The following is a 16971-nucleotide window of genomic DNA, read 5'->3' as shown; positions in this document are numbered from 1 at the left end:
ATACCGTAAAAAATCAAATTAATAATAGCTGCCAGATTTCCGATACTCTAAAGCAGTGACACCATCGGTTTCCAACACTTCACCGTGATTGATGACGGCATAAATTAACCATCGATCGCCACATTCAAGCTGATTTTGCACTGTACATTCTAAATAGGCTAATGCCTCATTCAAAATCAAACAACCATTCAGAGCCGTTTTTGTGGCAAGATTTGCAAAGGGATTATCCCCTAAAGTGCTATGACGAGAAAAGTAGCGGCGGACATTTCTTCCTTCTTTAAGGATATTCAGCACAAATTTATCACCAGGATGATGCATTAAATCTGCATTCTGTTCATTAGCGATCGCAATCATAATTCCTGGTGGGTTAAAAGTTGCTTGCGATATCCAAGAGGTTAAAACGCCTTTGTGGGTTTCTTCATCACGAGTTGTCACAACACACAGAGAACCAATAATCCGCCCCACCGCTTGTTCGGTACGATCTACATGAGTTTCTGTGACAACCTGGCGGGAAGTCCGTAGTTTTTTAGTTTTCTTCAAGTTTTGAGCAAAAGAAGCACCTGCTTCTTGACACTGCTGGAGAATCTCAGGAGTCGGACTGAAACGCACCCGAATGGTTTCAAACCCTAGTTGATAATTTGCATCTTTAAGTTTGCTTTCTATTAAATCTATTGCCTCTCCACTCCAACCGTAAGAACCAAACACCCCTGCTAACTTAGTTTTAGCCGCCACCGAGAGAACTATTCCTAAAGCAGTTTGAATTTGAGTCGGTGCATGGCCACCTAAAGTCGGTGAGCCGATAATTAAGCCATCGCAGATTTCTACAATGCGGTTAATCTCCGCAGAATCGGCTAGTTCACAGTTGATTGATTCTACATTAACTCCATTTTGAATCAAACCTTGAGCGATCGCATTTGCCAAAATTGCTGTATTTCCATAAGCAGAAGCATAAAGCAAAGCGACACTCAATTCTTGAGATTTTTGTCCTTGACACCATTGGCGGTAATCATAGGTAAAACGGCTGAGGCTGTAACGAACAACCGGGCCGTGTGCTGGGGCATAACATCTGGCTCCCAAAACTGACAATTTATCTAAGGCTACTTCAACTTGTTTCGCTTGGGGCGCATGGAGACATTCAAAATAGTAACGACGTTCCGCGTCTAAACCCTTCCAATCTTCATCAAACAAAGTATCTTCGCAAATATGAGCGCCGAAAAGTTTGTCTGTGTAGAGTATTTTTGTAGCGGGATCGTAGGTACAAAGTCCATCCGCCCACCGGGGAGTCGGTACGGTAATAAATGATAGAAGATGTCCTTGTCCTAAATCTAGAGTATCTTGCGATCGCATCGCTTGAATAGGTGATTCAAATTCGGGAAAGGCAGTTTTGAGAGCATTGGCGGCGGGGCGAGAACAAATTAAAGTGGCTTGAGGAACCAGAGATAGTAATACTTGCAGAGTTGCTCTGCGGTTGGGGTTGACATGACTGAGAATAATGTAATCGAGAGAGATGAAATCTAGATGTTGTGCAAGTTGCTCAAGGTAAATTTCAGTAAAAGATTCGCCGGGAGGGTCAATTAAAGCCTTTTTATCAGCTTGAATCAGATAAGAATTTGCTGTAGTTCCCCGTTGGCGGGAATATTCCACCTCAAATTTTAGTCTGTCCCAAGTCCGCGATCGCAGAATCAGAGTATTTTTACCAATTTCAGCAACTTGTACATCTCTAGGATGGCTGGTAGTTAAAGTATTTGCAGACATAATAACCTCTGTTAATTGGGCAATGGGGCATTGGGAATTGGGCATGGGGCATGGGTTATTCTCCTTCTCTCCCCCTACTCCCTATTCTTAATGGCTATTGGTTTGTGTTAATTCAGACTTAACTCGGCTTCTATAGCGTTTAGATACTTCTTGTTCGGGATCGATACCTTCAAAGGTAGGGGGTAGCCAAACTCGGAGAAACAGTAGTACTCCCAGGACTAATAAAAAGGCACAAGTTGCTAAAACTTGACTCCAACTTGTTTCTAAAACACCTTTAACAATGACTTCTCGCAAGGCGGAAACGATGGAAACTTCAACAGCTACCCCAATAGATACTCGATGTTCCTGTAGGTAAATAATCAGCAGTCGGAATAATTCAACTAAGATAAGCAAAAAGAGAATATCGGCAGTAACAGCATGAAAATCTAGAGGTGGAAGTAAGGAGAGAAACATATCTCTCACCTGAAGCACCATGAAGCTAAATAAACCGATACACAAACAAATCACAATCACATCTTGGATAAATTCCAAGGTTCGCACAACGCGCCCACGATTGATTTCATACATACTAATCGGGGTATTTTCAGCAGATTTATACATAGTTTTTTGGGAGTTGGGAGTGGGGAGTTGGGAGTTAGGGAGTGGGGAGCAAGGGGAAAATAACTAATGCCCAATGCCCAATGCCCCATGCCCAATTTAGTAATGATTGCCAATTTTGCGGTGATGGGCGGCAGTAAGTGCATATAAATTAGCAACTCTTCCAGTTTGGACTGTGCTATAAATTACCCAATGATCTCCACAATCCATACGGCTAGTAATTTCACATTCCATGTAAGCTAAAGCTTCAGCTAAAACGGGCGATTCATTTTTCGCTGGATATGTTTTCAGTATCGGCTCAATAAGTCGGGGTAGCGAATAAAAGTAAAAAGACTTGCTAACATCCAATTTATTGAGAGTTAACTAGATTGTTCTAACGCAGGGATTCTATTTGAATGCAAACGCTTGACTATAAAGGTTGAGGATTAATAGAAAATTTTGAGCGAATAATAGTGTCCAATTCGGGGATTTTATCAGAGAGAGAAATCCGGTCATGTATATATTCAAAGAAGCTGATTCCCAATTTACGAGTAGTGGCAACAAGAGACATAAAAATGTCCCATGCCTTAGTACCCTCACTCGTTTGAGTGGCGTAACTAATTTTTCGTCGCTGCACCATAGTCCTAGCAGCTAATTCCGCCGGATTATTATGTAAAGGTAAGTTTGGATACTCTAAGACCAGCAGTAGTTCAGACTCTTTAGCTGCCGTTAATTTTTTTCGCTCATCTAATTGTTTATATCCAGTTTCAGTACCGAATAGCTGACAGAATTTAGTCTTTAATTCCTGTTTGGTTTTTTGGGGAAGGGGGAATTTCTGTAAGCGACTAATTCTCGGTAGTAATCCCAAAATTCCCCTAAAAATTTGTCTAATGTTTGTTGACAAAAAACCAACAAATGGACTTAATTATTTATAATGTCTGGCTTCATGTACCCAACATAAAGCCAAATTATCTGTAATTAATTTGAATTGGGGTGCATCATCGCAGACCAGAAATTCTACCACTGGTATTTGAGATTGCTGATGATAGAACGAAATTGCAGCAGCTTCCAAAACACGAGTCCGGTATTGAGAACCTAGCTTGCTTAAATACGTATCCAGCAATGAATTAAACTCTAATTCAGTCAAAACTGTTTCTTGCGGCAACAATTTCATTTGATTGTGCCATTTAGTTGGGACATTAAAACTTGTAAGCAACTCGTAAGTCAGCCCATTTAGAACATATTCAAGCTCTTGTCTATTTTGCAAGACCCCAATTACGCTTAGTCGGTCTTTCTTAGCTGTAGTTGAGTAGACTGTGTACCAGGGGTTACAAATTACATTCGTGGTCTGATTTACTCCTTTAACACGGGCACTTGTTTGGTCTATATGCTGCCACGAGCTACTTTCTAACCCAGATGTATAAACTTGATTATATTCAGCTTCAAAATCGCCTAAGTTTTTGATGAGTAGATTTGATAAATAGCCAGCCGACATTGAGATCCCAATATTCTCTAAAAACTCTAGCAACTTACCTTGGGTCATATTACCGCCGTAATATAAGCTAATTACTAGAGCTTTTATTCCCGGACCAAATTCTCCATCGTAACCAGGTGGCAAAGATGCTAAATACGTTTTTCCAACACTAGGCGAGTAATATTTTTCTTTCCGGAATAATACGTTATCAGTTAACAGTGAAATATCTTGAATGATTACCTCTTCATAGCCTTTGAACTGTGCATCAGGCGGTAGCTCACTCGCCGGATAATCCAGAATGCATGTCCTGTCTACTTTTATGCTCTGATTTTTGCTACTTTTCGTATGTTTTTTTGGAGTGTGTCGTTCTTTTTCGGATGAATGATTGCTCTTGAACCCTTTCGACTGATTGCTCTTGATTTCTGGTTTCCCCTGTTCGCCTTTCAGACGATTGTTTTCGTCCCGTAGTTTTTGGTTTTCTTCACGTAATTCTTTTATCTCTGATTGTTGCTGCTCTATGACGTTTAGCAGAACAGTTAATGTCTGGCGCAAGGATTCGTCTGCAAACTTTGAGGGGTCGATGGTTTGCAACAATGCCTCTACTTGTTTTTCTGGAGATTGCTTTTGCGCCATGTCATATATTCTACGACCCTATGTGCATCTCTCTACTTTGTTATTTTTTCTACTACCCCGATTTATTGAGCGGATACTGTTTTCACTCCAGTAAAACGGTCTGCACCAGGAGCAAAACGCTTGAGGAAATGTTTCATTAATCCTTGATATTTGCCTTCTTCTAAAACGTTTAAAACAAAGCGATCGCCAACGTGCATCAAGGATTCAATTGCCCGATCTTTGGATACTGCGATCGCTACTCCTAAAGGCTCAAGACTCGCTTGTATCACCCAAGAAGCCAGCATTGCACTCTGAATTTCTCCTTTTTTGGCGGTTATGATGTATAAGCCTGTGCTAATTCGCCCTAAAGCTTTCTCTAACTCGGTATTGATAGATTTGATTTGTTTAATGGTGCGATCGCGGTTTAGCCATTGACCCATATCTGTCCCGGCTTCATCACAAAGCTGTTCCGTTGCTTGGGTAGGAATTTCCTTAACTAAGATAGGAGGAAAAGCTTCAGTTAATCCCAGTTCTTGAAACTTATTTCGTAAGGGATAAACAGGTTCATCATCTCCTCCTCCCGACTCTAATAAACCAATTGCTTGTTTCTTCTGAACAGCAGCTAAAATTGTACTTAAAGCAGCTTGAATCATCACCGAAGATTGAGGTGGCATTGCAATTACTAAACCAGAAGATTGTGCAACTAATTCTCGAACTTCTTGAGGCTCGGCACTATTGAGAGCTATTAATTCTACTGCCGCTCCTGTTTTCGCGCATCCATGTGCTATGGTACTAACTAAATGCTCACTATACCCGTAATCTTCAACATAAAATAGAGCCACTAAAGTCTCTGTTTTTGCTTGTTCTAAACTCCAATTTTGATAGCGCCCAAGCCATTCAGAAATATAGTGTTGTAATAAAGGCCCGTGTCCGGTGGCAACTGTGACTATTTCTAACTTTTCAATCCGCTTTAAAGCTGTCAAAACAGACCGAGCATTAGGCCCCATGAGACAATCATAATAATATTGAAAATCCTCCTCTATCAAGGTAATATTTTCATCATAAGTGTGGTCATCACAGTAGTGCATTCCAAACACATCGCAAGTGTAGAGAGTGGAAGTTTTGTGGTCATAAGTCAAGATTGTGTCAGGCCAGTGTAAGTTAGGTGCAGAGATAAATTCTAATTCGTGTCCGTTGCCTAAATCTAACCGCTCTCCACTTTTCACCTGCATTGATTTAAAAGGCTGGTGAACCATATTTTCTAGAAATTGAATAGCTACCTTAGCACCAACAACAGTAATTGAGGGAGCTAATTGCAAAATATCTTTCACTAACCCACTATGGTCTGGTTCCGTGTGACTAATAATCAAATATTCTATTTTAGTTGGATCAATTAATCCCACCACTACCTCAAGATATAATTGCTCAAACTTGCGGTGAGATGTGTCAACTAAGGCTACCTTTTCTGCCTGAATTAAGAAAGAATTATAGGTTGTACCATTACGTAAACCAAACTCGACATCAAAACGTTCTCTATCCCAGTCGAGACAACGAATAGCAGTCGTTTCAGGAGCAATTTCAACAGTTTGAATCGTCAAACGTCCTGAGTTGGGAGTAACTTGAGTAAGCTCTGTGAGGGCAACCATTTGTTTTCTCCAAAAATATTTTTGTCTGAAGAGAGCGTTATGTTTCTTATATTTACCTGAAATACTCAATTAGTAAAATGCCAATTTCTAAAGCTAATCATCAGAAACATTTATTCGTCATTTACCATTTAATTGCTCAATGTTTATCATTACTTTTATCTTCAATAATGAATGTGAGAAGATATAAATACTAAGTTAAAATGTTTATGGATGTCGTTAATATTTTTTCCTCCTCCCATACAACAAATCAACAGCGAAATCACCCACCAGGCTGGTGTTGATCTGTATGTGCTACGCCTGGATCTCATGCACCCGTGGGTTAACGGCAATAAGTGGTTCAAGCTGAAATACAATCTTTTGGAAGCCAGAGAGAAAAATTTCACAACGCTGCTTACTTTTGGCGGCGCTTATTCTAATCACATCTATGCAACTGCGGCGGCTGGTAATCTTTTCGGTTTTCGCACCATCGGCGTAATTCGTGGGGAGGAGAGGCTACCATTAAACCCTACCCTGAGTTTTGCTGTACAGCAGGGTATGCAGCTTGTATACCTGAACCGCGAGATGTATCGACAGCGCAACACACCAGCGCTACAAGAATATCTGCAACAACGTTTCGGTGAGGTGTTTATCATTCCCGAAGGCGGGAGTAATTTCAATGGTGTGCGCGGCTGCACAGAGATAATTAGTGATGCGATTGCATTTAATCATATATGCGTAGCTTGCGGTACGGCTACCACACTAGCGGGGATTGCACTTTCGTTGCATGAAGAACAAAAAGCGATCGCATTTCCCGTATTGAAAAATGGGGCATTTCTCGCCCAAGATATCGAAAGTTTGTTAACAAATTACCTCGCCTCTGGTTTATCCGCACCATCTAACTGGGAATTGGTATGTGATTATCACTTCGGCGGCTATGCAAAGGTGAACAATGAGTTGCTACTATTTAGCCAGCAGTTCACACAGGAACATGGCGTACCTCTCGATTACGTGTATACCGCCAAAATGTTTTACGGAGTGATGGATTTACTAAAGCAGGGATTTTTTTGTAAAGGCGATCGCTTGTTGCTGGTACACACAGGAGGCTTACAAGGAAATGTCGGTATGAAGGAGCGATCGCAAGTCTAAATCCCCGTTAGAGGATGTTTGAAAAGTGGTTGGCTGTGATTTTAATTACGTTGTTACCCCCCTTAGTCCCCCCTTATAAAGGCTACGGTGTACACACAAGTCTGAAATAGCTTATTAAGCAAGGTTTTACCCCACCCTAACCCTCTACGGTGTATACACAAGTCGAATTACCCCCCTTAATCCCCCCTTGCCAAGGGGGGAAACAAGAAAATCTAGTCCCCTCCCCTTTGCAAGGGGAGGGTTAGGGTGGGGTAAAAATATTTGGCACATCAATCATGACTTTTCAAACATTCCCGTTACAAAACTGTACTTGCAACTTCCGACTTCTTTAATTAGTTTGGATAGGTAATTCAATTACAAACTCTGTACCCTTACCTTGGGTTGAATGGCAAGTTAGCTTACCGTGATGATTATTAACTATAATTTGGTAAGAAATAGATAAACCTAGCCCTGTTCCTTTACCAATGGGTTTTGTGGTGTAGAAAGCATCGAATACTTTTATCTGCTCTGCTTCAGTGATTCCTGAGCCATTGTCTGAAATTCGGAGAATAACTCGTTCTCCAATTGACTCAGTTTTAATCCAAATCACACCAAGATATTTGGAATTTTCTTCAAATTCTTGATTTTTTTGGATTTCTTCAATTGCATCAACTGCATTGCATATCAAATTCATAAATACCTGATTGATTTCGCCTGGATAGCACTCAATCAATGGTAATTCTCCATATTCTTTGATTAGTTTGATTGCCCGATAATGACCATTTGCTTTGAGTCGATGACCGAGAATGAGTATCGTGCTTTCTAGACCTTCATGCAGGTTAGCTAATTTCTTGCCTGTTTCTCTGTGGCGAGAAAACTTATTCAATGATGATACAATTTCTGTAACGCGATCTGTACCAACTTGCATGGATTGAATAATTTTAGATAAATCATTTAATAAAAAGCTAATATCTTTTGTTTTAATAGAATTTTTAATTTCAAGAGGTGGGTCGGGCAGATACTTTTGATATAGCTTGAGTAAATCAACAATCTCCTGAACATACTGTTCCACAAAATTTAAGTTGCCAGCGACAAAATTAATAGGATTATTCACCTCATGGGCAATTCCTGCTGTTAGATAACCCAAAGTTGCTACCTTTTCTGCTTGGATTAGTTGGGTTTGAGCCTTTTGTAATTGGGCGTTTTTAGCAATTAAGGTTTTCGTCAAATTTCTCAGTTTCAGTTGGTGCTCTATTCGCACCAAGACCTCTTCATACTGAAAAGGTTTGGTAATATAGTCTACGGCTCCCAATCGCAATCCTTTAATTTTCTCAGCAGTCTCTGAAAGAGCAGTCATAAAAATGATTGGAATATCCTGGATACGAGGATCGCTTTTGATGTGTTTACAAGTTTCAAATCCATCGATGCCTGGCATCATCACATCAAGCAAAATTAAATCAGGTAAATGATCGCTGTCTAATCTTTGAATGGCTTTTTCACCACTACGAGTCGCCCAAACTTCAAAGCTAGACTGATCCAAAAAGCTCGATAAAACTTGTAAGTTGGCGGGGTTATCGTCAACGACTAAAATAATTCCTCTGGCAGGATCGCGATTCGGGGAATTTTTTTGATCGCGTATCGTCGCTGTCATGTTGTTTCTACTCCATATTGAGTCAAGAAGTTGAGGATTAAATCTTCATCAAACTGCCGAGCTAATTGCCGTAATTGGTTAGCAAAGGGAGCGAAGTTTGTGTCTGTTTCCTCCAGTTGATCGGCCAATTTGAGAATGGCATTGAAGTTACCTTTACTGGCTAAAATCACCAGTTCCCGCAATACATCGGGGGAAGGAGAAATCAATTTATCTGAAGGGCTATTACGTGTTGTAGTCGAAGAGTTGATTCTTTGTTGCTCAGACTGAGACTGCTGGTAAATCCATGCCAAATTTAAGTGGAACTCTAATTGATGTAGTAATTCATCTACTTGTATAGGTTTGCTCAAAAATGCATCACCTCCTGCTTCCAGACTGCGATTTTGGTCTGTTTCAAAGACACTAGCAGAAGAGACAATAATCTTGATATTTTGGATATCTGGGGTATGACGCAGGTGTTGAATTAATTCAAACCCATCCATTTCTGGCATGAGCAAATCTGTAATTACCAAGTCTGGTTTCAGGGCGATCGCTTTTTCTAAACCTTCTTGACCGTTGCTAGCTTCAACTACATTGAAACCCAGTGGTTGCAGTAAGTTGGTAATTACTGTCCGATTCTCCCAGCGATCATCCACCATCAAGATGGTGCGGGGGCTACCTTCAAAACCAATGATTTGTCCTTTGGATGCAACCATAGCGGATTGTACCCATTCCCTTGCTTCGGCGATCGCAATTTCAAACCAGAAAGTACTACCCTGACCGATCTGACTTTTAACGTGGATATCGCCACCCATCATCTGCACTAACTGCCGAGTAATAGCTAAACCCAGCCCTGTCCCTTCGGTCTGACGCTTTTTCTCACCTACTTGTTCAAATGGCAAAAAAATCTTGGCTAACTCGCTTGGAGTTATCCCAATTCCCGTATCTTCTACACTAAAGTGAATGCGATATTTTACCGTCTGTTCATCAGCAGAAAGTTGATCGATTACCTCAACTTTGAAACTAACCTTGCCCTCATCTGTAAATTTGATGGCGTTCCCCAGCATATTTAAGAGAACTTGACGTAACCTTTTGACATCGACATGAACTCCATTAGGCAAGTTGATCGCGGGTTCATAGACAAACAAAATACCCTTTTGTTCTGCCCGAATCTGGCAAATTTCCCCGATCCCCTGTAAAAAAGACGGAAAATGCACATCCTGATGATGCAGTTCCAGCTTTCGCGCTTCAATTTTAGAAAGATCCAAAATGTCATTGATTAAAGTCAGTAGATGAGAGCCACACTGTTCAATGATGTTTACATGATATTGCTCTGACTCCAGCAAACCTTTGGAACGCAGCAAAATTTGAGCACAACCCAAAATACCATTCAAAGGCGTTCGCAGTTCATGACTCATGTTGGCTAAAAATTCGCTCTTAGCACGGTTGGCGCTATCAGCCGTTGCTTTGGACTTTTTCAGTTGAGCCTGTTCAAATGCTTGCACCCACCACAAAACAGTAATCATCGTGACTGTCAGTCCCCCCACAATTAGGGCGATGAAATCGAGGAATTGCAGTCGAGATTCAATATTTTGGCGCGGAATCACTAGAGCCACAGACCAATTAGCTTCTCGCAACGACAGATAGGCAATATACTTTTTAGTGCCGTCAATTTCCATCAACTGAATTCCCTGTTGTTTATTTACCATCTGCTGTGCGATCGCAGTTAAATTGCGATCTGGAATTTTCAGCAGGCTGGGTGCAGGTTTTTCTACCGTTGACATTAACGTTGAGTCAGGATGGACAATCGCTTCTCCTTGGGAATTCAGAGCAAATGCATAGCTGTTTTTGCCGTAGCGCAGCGAATTGACCACCTTAGCTATGTGATCGACCTTAACGTTGCCGTGAAAGACTCCAATCGGTGAATCATTAGTAGGAGAATTTGACCAGATTGGGGTGGCGATCGCAATTAAAGGAATGCCTGTGGAACGACTAATAAAGGGATCAGAAATGTTGCTTTTTCCGGCTAGTGCTTTTTGAAAGTAGTCTCGATCCTTAATATTCTTATTTGACCGACCAACCTTAGTATTAGAAAACAAACCATCCGGGCTAACTATTTGGAAAAAGAAAAATTCATTGATCCGCTCAACTTCTGACTTTAAATAGGGTTCTGCCACAGACCAGTCTAAGGAGCGTATAGTTGAAGTATGAGCAAGGGTTTGCACCTCCACTTTGCGAACATGCAACCACTCTTCAATTTCACCAACCCCTTTCTGTACCTCTAAAAAAGCTTTTCCTCTCAAGTCTTCTAGCGTTATTTTCCGAGCAGCCTGATAGCTAAAATAGGCAGAAATACTCACAATAAGAGTAGTGCCACCGAGAATAAATCTGATCAGCAAATTATGCGAGGAATGTATTTTGGTGTCAGATAGGCTGGAATTGGCTCTTATCAAAGGTTCTTTCCTTAAATAATTGGTTCCTTAAGCAAAAAAAAGGGCTATATTTAGATTGCCCAAAAAATTATTTATAATCGCAGCCTTGATTGTTACCCATAGCAAAATAATCAATAGACCTCTTGCATAAATCAAAAACATAAGAACCCCACCCCGCAAGCGAGGAGGGATATTAGGGACTTTTGCAACAGGTCTATTGAAAAAAAGGTAAACCTCTTATTAGAGGCATTGCTGGCTTTTATGCTTACCGTTTATTTTGTAAACTTTGAATGGTAGCGATCGCATGTTTCGCCACAATATCAATCTCCTCTTGGGTATTAAACCTGCCAATGCCAAACCTTATCGAGGCATAAGCTAACTGTTGGGGGTGTCCCAATGCTGTGAGAACATGGGAAGGTGCAGTATTTGTTGACGAGCAAGCAGAACCAGAAGATATGGCCATTACTGGCTGCAATCCTAGCAAAAGTGCGGCTCCATCCACTCCCTCAACACTAATATTCAAGTTTCCCGCCAATCGCTGTTGCGGATGTCCGTTGAGATGAATTCCTTCAACTTGCGAAAGCTGTTCCCACAATCTTTGTCTTAACTGGGTGAGACGTTGGGTTTCTGTCTCTTGTTCAGCCAAAGCGATTTCTACAGCTTTCCCAAAGCCGACAATTTGCGGTGTATACAATGTACCAGAACGCATTCCCCGTTCATGTCCACCACCGTGCTGCTGCGGAGCCAGTTGTACTCTGGGATCGCGTCTACGGACATACAGCGCTCCAATGCCTTTGGGGCCATATACTTTATGTGCTGTTAGCGACATCAAGTCAATTTTCATCGCTTGCACATCTAAGGGAATTTTACCAATAGCTTGGGCTGCATCGGTGTGGAATAAGATTTGGTGTTCATGGCACATTTCGCCAATTTCTGCCAAAGGCTGCAACACGCCAATTTCGTTATTTGCAGCCATCACTGATACCAAAATTGTCTCAGGACGGAAAGCTTTTTTTAACTCAGTTAAATCAATCAATCCATCTTTTTGGACAGGGAGAATAGTAATTTCAAAACCGAGACTTTTTAAATAATTACAAGGATCAATAACTGCACTATGTTCAGTGGCAACAGTAATAATATGCTGACCTTTTTTAAAATAAGCTTCGGCAACACCTTTAATAGCTAAATTATTTGCTTCTGTTGCACCACTCGTAAACACAATTTCTTCTGGTGTAGCGTTAATTGCTGCTGCTAAAATTTCTCGCGTTTGCCTCACAGCGGCTTCTGCTTCCCAACCATAAATATGACTAATACTTGCTGGGTTGCCAAATTTTTCTGTGAAGTAGGGAAGCATTGCTGCTAGTACCCGTTCATCTACGGCTGTAGTAGCGTGACAATCAAGATATATAGGACGAATAGACATAATTATTAACTCAAACTTTGACTCAAATTTTTTAATACGCTTAGAACTTGATACAGTTCACTTTCTCGTTTCAAAAGTGTGAATTGGTCAGAAATAGCATACTTTGGCTGATTCTCTTTGGTAAGTTTCAGGAAAATAAAATCACTACCATTTGTTACTAATCCAAAAGTAGGTTTATCTTGATTAGGATTAGCCAACATATAAACAAGTGCTTGAGGTATGGCTTCTAAAAGAGAAAAGCTAGACCTTTTAGATTCAATTACTAACAACCAGAATTGTTCTTGAATAACTAAAACATCAATTCTAACTCTAATGATTTCTCCTTCATCTTCCGCAGAAATTTCTATTGATTCCTCGCCTCTCATATAAAAAGGCTCATCATAAAATCCAGCTAAATTGAGTAAAGGAGATAAAACTACTAATTTAACTGTTTCTTCTGACAAAGGAGGACGCTTGACTAAACGGAGAAAATGAAGTTTTATTCTGTCTAAATCTTGCTTTTCTAAATCTGTAATTTCCGGTAATTTTTCAAACCATTCTGTGAAGAATACCTCATCTTCGGCTAGCTGTAGGCTAAATTTTTCCTCCAAATAGGCAAGCCCGACATTTTGTGCTTGGATAAATTGAACCATAATTTATTTCAAAAATGCAATATAACTATTATGACACTATTACACAAGATAGTTTTGAGAGTTTGTAGTAAGCACTTTAGTGCTTATACATAAGGACTTTAGTCCTTACTTATAACTTGCTTACCTATCAATTGAAATTTGACATACGACTAGATAAAAAGAGCAAAGATAATTAATTTAAAACTTGACCTATTTTTTTTAATATATTCAAAACTTTATATAATTCATTTTCACGTCTATATAAAGTGAATCTATCAGATAAAGCATACATTAGTTTATCTTGTTTTATCAACTTGATAAATTGGAAATCTTCTCCATTCATTACCAAGGAATATGTAGGACGATCAGGCTGAGGATTTGCCAGCATATAAGTTAGTGCTTGAGGAATCGCCTTGGCCAAGGAAAAACTAGACCTTTTAGATTCAATTATCAGTAACCATAGCTGATCTTGGAGAACTAAGACATCAATTTTACCTTTAATAATTTCTTTAGTATCTTCGGTAGTTACTTCATCATCAATGATAAAATCTTCACTAATTTCTACACTTTCTTCAGTAGCAATATAAAAAGGAGGACGATAAAAACCAGCTAAATCTAGCAATGGAGATAATACTACCAATTTTACTGCTTCTTCTAAAAGAGGAGCATTTTCAAGGACGTTGAGATAGTTATTTTTAACTCTGTCTAAATATTGCTTTTCTAATTCGGAAATTTCAGGGATATAGTCAAACCACTCTGTAAAAAATTGCTCATCTTCAGATTTATACAGAGCAAATTTTTTCTTTAAGTAGGCAAGAGTAACATTTTGGGCTTGGATGACTTGAATCATGTTTATTTCAGCGAAAAGCCTAATTCCTGACTTTAATTATCACGCTAACAGTTTCTAGCATCCAGCCGCGTTACGTGGCTGCTAATTCTCGTAATTTAGTTAAAACTGCTTGAGCATGACCTTTGGTTTTTACGTTAGGCCAAGTATAGACAATAATTTTATCAGGTGAAATTAGAAAGGTTGACCGAGCAACACCCATATATTCTTTGCCCATAAACTTCTTTAAGCGCCAAGCGCCGTAGGCTTCGATTAAAAGATGTTCTGGGTCACTTAAAAGGGTGATTGATAAGTTATGTTTGCTGATAAATTTACAATGGGACTTACCCAAATCTGGACTTACGCCTAAGATTTTTGCTCCCAGTGCGCTGAAGTCTTGATACAACTCGGTGAAATCTTTCGCTTCGGTGGTACAGCCTGGTGTGTCATCTTTGGGGTAGAAGTAGAGGACAATCCACTGACTGCTGAGGTCGTCGAGAGTGACTGAATTGCCATTTTGGTCAGGGGTGGAGAAATTTGGCGCTGGTTGTCCAACTTGGGGAATGTTGCTCATGATGGGGGTGTGAGGGATTGCTTAAGCGTAGCTAGTCGTAGACATCGCTTTAGAATTGTACATATATTAAGCAAGTAATATGATTTACTCGTGTGATGAATTTATCGGCAGTGTTCACATTGGCGTCAATAGGGCTGTGTTCTTAGTTTGAAGCTATTGTATTCGCCACACTTTGATTGTAGAGTCCCGACTACCGCTAACTAGGGTTTGTCCGTCTGGGCTAAATACCAAAGATGTAACAGCATCTGAATGCCCAGTGAGAGTATAAATTTCTTCACCAGTGCTTAAACTCCAAAGTTTAATCTTTTCGTCAGTACTGCCACTAACCAAAGTCTGCCCATCTGGACTTATTGCCACAGAATTGACAGCACCTAAATGCCCAGTAAGAGTAAAATTTTCTTTCTTTGAGTTCATATTCCATACCTTAATAGTTTTGTCATAGCTGCCACTAACCACAGTATTTCCATCTGGACTGATTGCTACAGAATAGACACTAGCTAAATGCCCAGTGAGAGTACAAATTGACCATATCTTGATACTTTTGTCTTCACTACCGCTAACAAGGGTTTTGCCATCTGGACTAATTGCTATAGTAAACACTGGCCCTGAATGTATGCTAAGAGTGCGAACTAGCTCTCTATTATCTAGATTCCATACTTTAATATCACTACTGCCACTGAACAAGGTTTGCCCATCTGGACTGATAATTAGAGCAAAAACCTGGTACGAATGCCCAGCAAAAGTGTGAATTTCTTTGCCTGTAGTTATATTCCATACTTGTATTACTCCATTGATCTTACCACTGACTAAAGAATGTCCATCTGGACTAATTGCCAGAGACTTAACTGTGTCTGTATCTGGAGTAATAGTAAAAATTTCCTCTCCATTCTTAAGATTCCACACTTTAATTGTCTTGTCATTACTGGCACTAATTAAAGTCTGCCCATCTGGGCTAATGACTATTGAGTTAATCGAGTCAGAGTGCCCAGAGTACCAATTTCCAAGAGTGTACTCTAGAGAAATTATTGGATTAGCGACTGTAGATATTCGGGTATACGACTTCGACTGATATAATTTGGGAGGATATAAACTCTCAAAAATTTCTGCTAATTTTTGTAAAATTACCTGGGTATCGACTGGGCGCTCCTTTGGTGGACGTGCCATCAGTTTATCTATCAAATCTGCTAGCGAGTCAGAAATTTTAGGGGCTTTATGTCGCCAATTCTCTAACTCATCTGTGTATATATCATGGTTATATAGGACTAATATTTGATTTCTGAAAAAGCTCCGTACATTTGAAGAGTCGCAAAATCAAAGGTAGTGTGCCGGATAAACCACTCAAACATCCATTTGAGATGTGAGAACGAAGGAATCAAGGCACAGAAACGCCGCACCCAGGTTTTAGCTTGTAACCAAATATCCTCAATTGGATTTTGTGACGGGCAATTAGGAGCAAAGCGGACGCAGTGAATTTTCCACTCCTCTTGAGACAAATCTTGGTTTACCTCGCCTAAAAAGTTTTGAACCAGATGTGAACGATGGTAAGAAGCACCATCCCAAAAAAGAAGTAATCTTTGATTGGGGGACTGATCTAATAAATAACGTAGATAATCAATTGTATTTTCTGAGTTACCTGCGTTATACGCTTTTAGTAGTAAGCTTCCCTCCAGATAGTCAACTGCCCCGTAGTATGTCTGTTTGTCTCGTATATTAACAACTCTCACTGCTATTTCTTGGTCAGTTTTTCCCCAGACATACCCACTTAAATCTCCCCACATTAAATGACACTCATCAAGCAGCAATACTCTCAACTTTCCTTCTTCAATTTCCTGCCGATGCCTTGCCAATAGTGTTTCAATCTCTTTTTTTTTTGCAGCAACAGCGTCCTCGTCAGCTTTTGGATTTAAAGAAGTAGTTTTCTTCCAACTAATTCCTGCCGCATCAAATAAGTCATAATAGCTCCGCTTTGACTCATAAGTTACATCATATTCAAAAGCCAATTTATATTCGAGTTCACCAAGTTCCCAACATTCTTTTGTTTGCAACCAACTTAAAACTTCTTCTCGTTGTTGAGCAGTTAAGTAACTTTTTTTTTCCCTTGTGGTTCAGGCGCAGTCCCGAAATTCCATCTTCCTCATAAGCTTGCTTCCAGCTTGTTATCGAACCCAGTGACACATCTAAAATTGTTTGAATTTCCTCATACTTGTAGCCTTGATAAACCAATTTGACTGCCAACGCTTTCCTCACCTCACGCGCATCTGGGCGATCATCTATAAATTCTTGTAGTTCTGCGATCGCGGCTTGTAGATGC

12 protein-coding genes and 3 pseudogenes are annotated in these 16971 nt (G+C 40.1%); 1 reads left to right on the top strand and 14 read right to left on the bottom strand.

Annotated features, from left to right (window positions below):
* Nucleotides 1-18: 18 nt before the first annotated feature.
* The 6 genes and pseudogenes from HUN01_RS06725 to HUN01_RS06705 form a co-directional block, all read right to left on the bottom strand.
* Nucleotides 19-1755: a diflavin flavoprotein gene (locus HUN01_RS06725; protein ID WP_181930623.1), complete on the bottom strand. Its 1737-nt coding sequence runs from the start codon at nt 1753-1755 to the stop codon at nt 19-21.
* An 87-nt stretch (nt 1756-1842) separates the two neighbouring features.
* Nucleotides 1843-2355, bottom strand: coding sequence for a phosphate-starvation-inducible PsiE family protein (locus HUN01_RS06720; RefSeq protein WP_181930622.1), 513 nt, complete (start codon nt 2353-2355; stop codon nt 1843-1845).
* Nucleotides 2356-2451: 96 nt separating this feature from the next.
* Nucleotides 2452-2643 (bottom strand): annotated as a pseudogene (locus HUN01_RS06715) (flavin reductase family protein); the annotation flags it as partial.
* Between the two features lie 118 nt (nt 2644-2761).
* Nucleotides 2762-3235 carry an IS66 family transposase gene (locus HUN01_RS35195; protein ID WP_238846039.1) on the bottom strand — a complete coding sequence of 158 codons (474 nt, stop codon included), beginning with the start codon at nt 3233-3235 and terminating at the stop codon, nt 2762-2764.
* A gap of 21 nt (nt 3236-3256) precedes the next feature.
* Nucleotides 3257-4438: a hypothetical protein gene (locus HUN01_RS06710; protein WP_238845656.1), complete on the bottom strand. Its 1182-nt coding sequence runs from the start codon at nt 4436-4438 to the stop codon at nt 3257-3259.
* Nucleotides 4439-4506: 68 nt separating this feature from the next.
* Nucleotides 4507-6063: pseudogene (locus HUN01_RS06705) on the bottom strand (diflavin flavoprotein); the annotation flags it as partial.
* Nucleotides 6064-6273: 210 nt separating this feature from the next.
* On the opposite strand from HUN01_RS06705, the gene HUN01_RS06700 reads away from it, so the two are divergent.
* Complete coding sequence (locus HUN01_RS06700; protein ID WP_181930620.1) at nt 6274-7188, top strand: 1-aminocyclopropane-1-carboxylate deaminase/D-cysteine desulfhydrase; 915 nt, start codon at nt 6274-6276, stop codon at nt 7186-7188.
* A 328-nt stretch (nt 7189-7516) separates the two neighbouring features.
* Here the strand turns inward: HUN01_RS06700 and HUN01_RS06695 are convergent, their stop codons facing one another.
* The 8 genes and pseudogenes from HUN01_RS06695 to HUN01_RS06660 form a co-directional block, all read right to left on the bottom strand.
* A complete protein-coding gene (locus tag HUN01_RS06695) occupies nt 7517-8818 on the bottom strand; it encodes a sensor histidine kinase (protein WP_181930619.1) in 1302 nt (433 codons plus the stop codon).
* On the bottom strand, nt 8815-11247 hold the full coding sequence (locus HUN01_RS06690) for an ATP-binding protein (protein ID WP_181930618.1): 2433 nt from the start codon (nt 11245-11247) through the stop codon (nt 8815-8817). The genes HUN01_RS06695 and HUN01_RS06690 overlap by 4 nt, the downstream gene beginning before the upstream one ends.
* Before the next feature lie 244 nt (nt 11248-11491).
* Nucleotides 11492-12649, bottom strand: a complete 1158-nt coding sequence (locus tag HUN01_RS06685) for a cysteine desulfurase family protein (RefSeq protein ID WP_181930617.1) — start codon at nt 12647-12649, stop codon at nt 11492-11494.
* A 5-nt stretch (nt 12650-12654) separates the two neighbouring features.
* On the bottom strand, nt 12655-13281 hold the full coding sequence (locus HUN01_RS06680; protein WP_181930616.1) for a type I restriction endonuclease: 627 nt from the start codon (nt 13279-13281) through the stop codon (nt 12655-12657).
* Nucleotides 13282-13453: 172 nt separating this feature from the next.
* A complete protein-coding gene (locus HUN01_RS06675; RefSeq protein WP_181930615.1) occupies nt 13454-14110 on the bottom strand; it encodes a type I restriction endonuclease in 657 nt (218 codons plus the stop codon).
* 70 nt (nt 14111-14180) lie between these two features.
* A complete protein-coding gene (gene bcp / locus HUN01_RS06670; RefSeq protein ID WP_181930614.1) occupies nt 14181-14660 on the bottom strand; it encodes a thioredoxin-dependent thiol peroxidase in 480 nt (159 codons plus the stop codon).
* Between the two features lie 153 nt (nt 14661-14813).
* A complete protein-coding gene (locus HUN01_RS06665; protein WP_181930613.1) occupies nt 14814-15824 on the bottom strand; it encodes a WD40 repeat domain-containing protein in 1011 nt (336 codons plus the stop codon).
* Between the two features lie 98 nt (nt 15825-15922).
* A pseudogene (locus tag HUN01_RS06660) lies at nt 15923-16958 on the bottom strand (IS630 family transposase); the annotation flags it as partial.
* Between the last annotated feature and the right edge of the window lie 13 nt (nt 16959-16971).

It is taken from the genome of Nostoc edaphicum CCNP1411, from assembly GCF_014023275.1.
GTDB classification, from domain to species: Bacteria; Cyanobacteriota; Cyanobacteriia; order Cyanobacteriales; family Nostocaceae; genus Nostoc; species Nostoc edaphicum_A.
This window is presented reverse-complemented; position numbering and strand designations above follow the sequence as displayed.